4 protein-coding genes and 1 pseudogene are annotated in these 5230 nt (G+C 69.6%); 2 read left to right on the top strand and 3 right to left on the bottom strand.

The genetic code is table 11. The annotated features are described in order from the left end of the window. A pseudogene (locus QOC69_RS09800) lies at window positions 1-400 on the bottom strand (dehydrogenase); the annotation flags it as partial. Between the two features lie 102 nt (window positions 401-502). On the opposite strand from QOC69_RS09800, the gene QOC69_RS09805 reads away from it, so the two are divergent. Further along, window positions 503-2986, top strand: coding sequence for a CDP-alcohol phosphatidyltransferase family protein (locus tag QOC69_RS09805; protein WP_526438826.1), 2484 nt, complete (start codon window positions 503-505; stop codon window positions 2984-2986). On the opposite strand, the gene QOC69_RS09810 is transcribed toward QOC69_RS09805, so the two are convergent. Both QOC69_RS09810 and QOC69_RS09815 read right to left on the bottom strand, forming a co-directional pair. After that, on the bottom strand, window positions 2980-3330 hold the full coding sequence (locus QOC69_RS09810; RefSeq protein ID WP_526438832.1) for a DUF4158 domain-containing protein: 351 nt from the start codon (window positions 3328-3330) through the stop codon (window positions 2980-2982). The two genes, QOC69_RS09805 and QOC69_RS09810, sit on opposite strands and share 7 nt — an antisense overlap. Window positions 3331-3449: 119 nt before the next feature. Further along, a complete protein-coding gene (locus QOC69_RS09815; protein WP_526438828.1) occupies window positions 3450-4466 on the bottom strand; it encodes an ABC transporter substrate-binding protein in 1017 nt (338 codons plus the stop codon). Window positions 4467-5028: 562 nt separating this feature from the next. On the opposite strand from QOC69_RS09815, the gene QOC69_RS09820 reads away from it, so the two are divergent. Continuing rightward, on the top strand, window positions 5029-5230 hold a 202-nt coding region (locus QOC69_RS09820; protein ID WP_526438830.1), incomplete at its 3' end, for a dihydrofolate reductase family protein.

Below are 5230 nucleotides of genomic sequence, written 5' to 3' on the forward strand. Positions count from 1 at the left end.
CGGTCTCCACCGTGCCGGCGAGGACGGCACGCTCCGGCGGGACGTCGTCGGGGACCACTGCCACGGCGTCGGCCGGCACGACGTACGCCGTCTGGTGGGGGAAGAGACAGAAGACGGTGCGCCCCCGCAGCTCGTTGGGACCGCGGTCGACGACGCCGACGTTGAGGTAGCCGTACTTGACCGGGCCGGGGAAGTCACCCTCCTGAAACGGTGCCCGCATCACTTCGTACTGGCTCTGAGGGACTCCGCCCCGGAACACCAGTCCCTCGGTGCCGCGGCTCACCCCGGACCGCAGCGTGCGCACCAGCACCTCGCCGGGACCAGGCTCCGGCAGCTGGACCGTGCGAATCTCGCCCCGGCCGGGTTCGCGGATCCAGAACGCGCGCGCTTCCGTCGGCACCCGCACCCTCCTCTTCCCGACCGGATGAATCGAAGCGTCGCCTCTACCGTATGACTGTTCGTACCCCTGAGATACGGAGGCACGGTGCGTCGGGTTGGTCAAGTGCGCAGCTGGGTCCCGACCGGCCCGCTCACCGGCTTCGTCTGCCTGCTCGCGCTCCTCGGTGTCCTCGCGGCGACCACCGGTCTCGACGCGTCCGGCTGGTTGGCCGGTGTCGCCTGCGGAGCCGGCCTTGCCGCCCTGCTTGCTCGCGCGCTGGCGCGTCACAGCCAGGTCGGAATGGGGCCGGCGGACTGCGTGACCCTGGCTCGCGCAGTCCTCGCCTGTGGGGTCGCGGCGCTCACGGTGGACTCGTTCGGGGGCCAGGCGCCTGCGGCGATCCTCGTGGCGCTCTCGACGGTGGCGCTGGTGCTCGACGGTGTCGACGGCCGGGTCGCTCGGCGTACCGGCACCGCCTCGGCGTTCGGGGCGCGCTTCGACATGGAGGTCGACGCGTTCCTGATCATGGTCCTGAGCGTTTACGTCGCACGTGAGTCGGGCTGCTGGGTGCTCGCGATGGGTCTGGCCCGGTATGCGTTCGTGGCCGCCGGCTGGGTGCTGCCGTGGCTGCGCGGTCCGCTGCCGCCCCGGCAATGGGCCAGGGTGGTCGCCGCGATCGTGGGCGTCGTGCTGACCGTTGCGGCGGCCGACATCCTGCCCGACGCCGTGACCACCGCGATGCTCCTTGTCGCGCAGGGCCTGCTGGTCGAGTCGTTCGGCCGCAGCGTCTGGGGGCTCTGGGTCCGAGGGCATGTATCTCAAATCTGCCGACGCAGCCGCGGCGCCGCATCGCGACCGGACGGCGTTGTCGGCGGCCGGCGCGGCACGCTGCGCTCTCGCACCTCCGCCTTGCCGGATCGTGCGCGGACATCACGGCTGCTTCCCGGCATCTTTTCGAGACACACCCTCGCCGGAAGCCCACCCGGCGCTCGCGCCACCGTGACCTCCGCCCTGGCCCTACTCCTGGTCTGGGCCGCGCTCCTCGTGCCGGACCGGGTCGACGACCTGGCGCCGAGCGCCTTCCTCCGGATCCCGGTCGAGGGCCTACTGTTCGTCGTCCTCGTGCTGGTGCTGACACCGAGGGTCGCACGGATCCTCGCGCTCTTCGGCGGACTCGGACTCGGCGCGCTGACGATTCTGCGGCTGCTCGACATGGGCTTCCACTTCGCCTTCGACCGCCCGTTCCACCCCCTCTACGACACCGCGTACGCCGGCTCCGCGGTCGGGCTGCTCGGCGACTCGATCGGCCGCGCGGGCGCCCTCGTCGTCCAGATCGGAGTTGGGCTTCTCATCATCGCGCTGATCGCCTTGCTGCCGCTGTCCGCGGTGCGACTGACCCGGCTCGTGGCAACACACCGGCGGCTGTCGATCCGGATGCTCGCCCTTCTGACCGCGATCGCGATGCTCACCACGTTGTCCGGCGCCCAGCTGGGGCCGGCAGGACCAATCGCCTCCACCGCGTCGGCCCGGCTCGCCTACACCCACGCTGCGCAGGTCCGTGACGACCTCCGCGGCCAGCGGGAGTTCGTGCAGGCGCTCGAACAGGATCCCTTCCGCAACATGCCGGACGACGACCTCCTGACCGGCCTGCGGGGCAAGGACGTTCTCCTGGTCTTCGTCGAAAGCTATGGACGCACGGCGCTCGACCTCCCCGTCGTCGAGTCTGCGCTCGATGCCGGGGAGCGGCGGCTGCAAAAGGCCGGGTTCTCTTCGCGGAGCGGCTTCCTCACCTCTCCGACCTTCGGTGGCCTCAGCTGGCTGGCCCACATCACCCTGCAGTCCGGTCTGTGGGTGGACAATCAGCGGCGGTACGAACGCCTCAGCACACTCGACCGGCTCACCCTCACCGACGCGTTCGGTCGCGCGGGCTGGCGAACCGTCGCCGACGCACCAGCCAGCAAGGACGACTGGCCGGTGGCGACCACGTACTACCACTACGACCAGGTCTACGACCGCCGGAACGTGGGATATGTCGGGCCGCGGTTCAGCTACGCCTCGATGCCGGACCAGTACACCCTGGCCGCGCTCCAGCGCCTGGAGCTCGAGCAGCCGAACCGGGCACCCGTCATGGCCGAGATCGACCTGGTCTCCAGCCACACCCCCTGGGTGCCGCTGCCCAGGCTCGTCGACTGGAGCCGGGTCGGCGACGGCTCGGTCTTCGACCCGATGCCGGCCCAAGGCGAGTCGCCGGAGGAGGTGTGGCGGGACCCCGACCTGGTCAAGGCCGCCTACGCCGAGTCCGTCGCCTACACACTCGACGCGGTGACCTCGTTCGTGCAGCAGCTCCACGACCAGGAGCTGGTGCTCGTGGTCCTGGGCGACCACCAGCCGGCGAGCATCGTCGCCGGTCAGGGGGCGAGCCACGACGTGCCGGTGAGCATCATCGCTGCCGACCCAGCGGTCATGGATCGGGCGACGGACTGGGGCTGGCAGGACGGGCTCCGGCCAGACGCCGGCGCACCGGTCTGGCCGATGGATGCCTTCCGGGACAGGTTCCTCACCACTTTTGGCCCGCAGCCCTCGCCCACGTCCTCGGCACATCACTGAGCGCGTCCAGCCGCGACCCGTCGGGACAGCGTGTCCACCGACGGGTCAACAATGCGCTCGTTGCGCAGCCAGTCGCAGGCCAGCTGCAGTAGAACTGCGGGCGCGTCGTGCCCCAGAGCCCGAGCGAGCAGGAACGCGTCGAGCTGCTTACGGTCGCCGGCAGTGGAGACTTGCCAACCGAGTCGGGCCAGCACCAGGGCCCGGTAATCACGCCGAGTACGACCTTCCCAGCCGCCATAGCCGGCCAGCAGTCCGCGCGCGTCGTGGCCTGCCAGTCCCAGCAGCCGGCCGAGCCGATCGACCGCGGCTGACGGTCCCGGTACGCCTTCGGTACGGCTACAAATCGCCTCCGTCGCCGGGGTGACGCCGGGGTGAGATGCGGCAGCGCGGTGTTAGCTAGCTAGCTGAGGCGCGACCGGCGCCGACACGCCGACCCATGCACGGGCGGATGTGCCTTCGACGCTCACGTCCGACGAAGCGGCCGATCAACCAGCACCCGCTGTCCGCCTCGCCACTGAACGACACGAATCTGATGGCCGGTTTGCACGCCGGTGACCGGGTCGACACGAAACCGACCGAACAAGGTGGTGGTATCGAGTCGCAATGACGCGGCCAGCACCGGCAAGGATTCAACAGTGCCGGCTTCCTTCACGCAGCGCTGCCAAACTACACCCGCGGCGAAGGCCGCAGCAGCCGGATACGGCGGCTCAGTACCGTTCGCGTCCCGGTAACACCGGGCGAACCACTCGCTGTTGGGTCCGTCCGCGGGATCATCTGTCCCGTCGTCGAACCACTGACACGGTCCGTAAAGCCGCTCAACACGATCACCGATGGCGTGCCGGAGCTCACCGACCCCCGCGGCGACCAATCCAACTGCACGCCAACGGTATCCGCTGTCCCACTGCGCGATGGCGACGTCATCGTCGAAGGAACCGGCCGACAACAGCACATCGCCCGCCGGGACTTGCGCCAGCACGTCTCTCGCCCGCCCTGGCAGAAAAGTCACCGACCGCCGCTGGAGACCGAGCCGCCGCGCCGCCACCGCCGCCCCTTCGGCCACCTCGCGGCCGAACCCCGTGTCGACGTGCATTATCACCACCTCCGAGCCCTCACCAAGACCTTCGGCGACAAGGGTTTCGAGCACTGCGGCGAGATAGCGGTAAGCGGGAGACTCCGCGTTGACGACACGCGGATACGCTGGCCGCGCCAGCCGGGCGGTGGCGCCACCGTGGTTCCAGACGACCCCTTTGCTGGCGGCCGCGGCCGCCAGGGCGGGCCCCGAACCGTAGGGCCCGAACACCACGTCGGGCAGGCTAGCCTCGGCGGCCCGTATCGCGGACGCCGCAGAGGGGTAAGCGTCGATGACCTCCAGACTTACTCTGGAACGGTCAGCCCAGAGAGCAAGGGCGCTCGCCCCTGCTTTCCCGAATCTGGCCAGCGGCCCCGACAGTGGGGTAACCAGGACGGTGCGAGCTGCCACGCCCACAACTTAAGCGAGTCGAACAACCTCCCGACTCCCCGGGAGTACGGATCGTGGCATTCCACTGCGGTTAAACACCGTTGTCGGGGGTGCGCTCGCTGCCCTTGTAGGTCAGACACGGCCCGCCGCAGTCCCAGCAGATGCCGGCCGGTGCCACCGAGCGGTGGTCACGGTCACGACACGACTTTCGCGGCGCCGATACGAGACCCGAACAACATGGGCAAGGAGTGGCGCAAAGCCCGCGAGGAGCTCGGCGTCCACGCGGTCACTACGCACAGCTGGCGCAAGACGGTCGCGGGATGGACCGCATCTGGCAGTGGACGTGGGATCGGTACGGAGCGACACTCGTGGGCGACTACGCGATCAGCTTCCTCGCGCTGGTGCCGGTGTACCTTGTTCCATCGTTTGTCGTTGTCGCTTTCGAGGATTCCGGTCACTACGCGGAGGCGGCCGCCATCACAGTTATCGCTGTGCTGGTGGTGGTGTACGTCATGGCGCTTCCCGGCCTCGGCGGGATCCGCACTGTGGAGCAGTGGGTAGCCGGCCGCGAAGGCGATCGGGCGTGGCGGAGGCTCGGTGCCGGCTCGGGGCGGTCGCCACGGTCGTCGACGGTGGTCGGCCGGTCGAAATGTGCCGGATCAGCGAGGACCTGTGCGCCCGCGGCGTCGGGCGGCTGATGGTCGAGGGCGGCGGGAAGGTCCTCACCCAGTTCCTCACGGCCGGCCTTGCGGACGAGCTGCACCTGGTCGTGGCGCCTTTCTTCG

Origin of the sequence: Mycobacterium sp. (genome assembly GCF_032162105.1) — a bacterium.
Taxonomy (GTDB): domain Bacteria; phylum Actinomycetota; class Actinomycetes; order Mycobacteriales; family Mycobacteriaceae; genus Mycobacterium.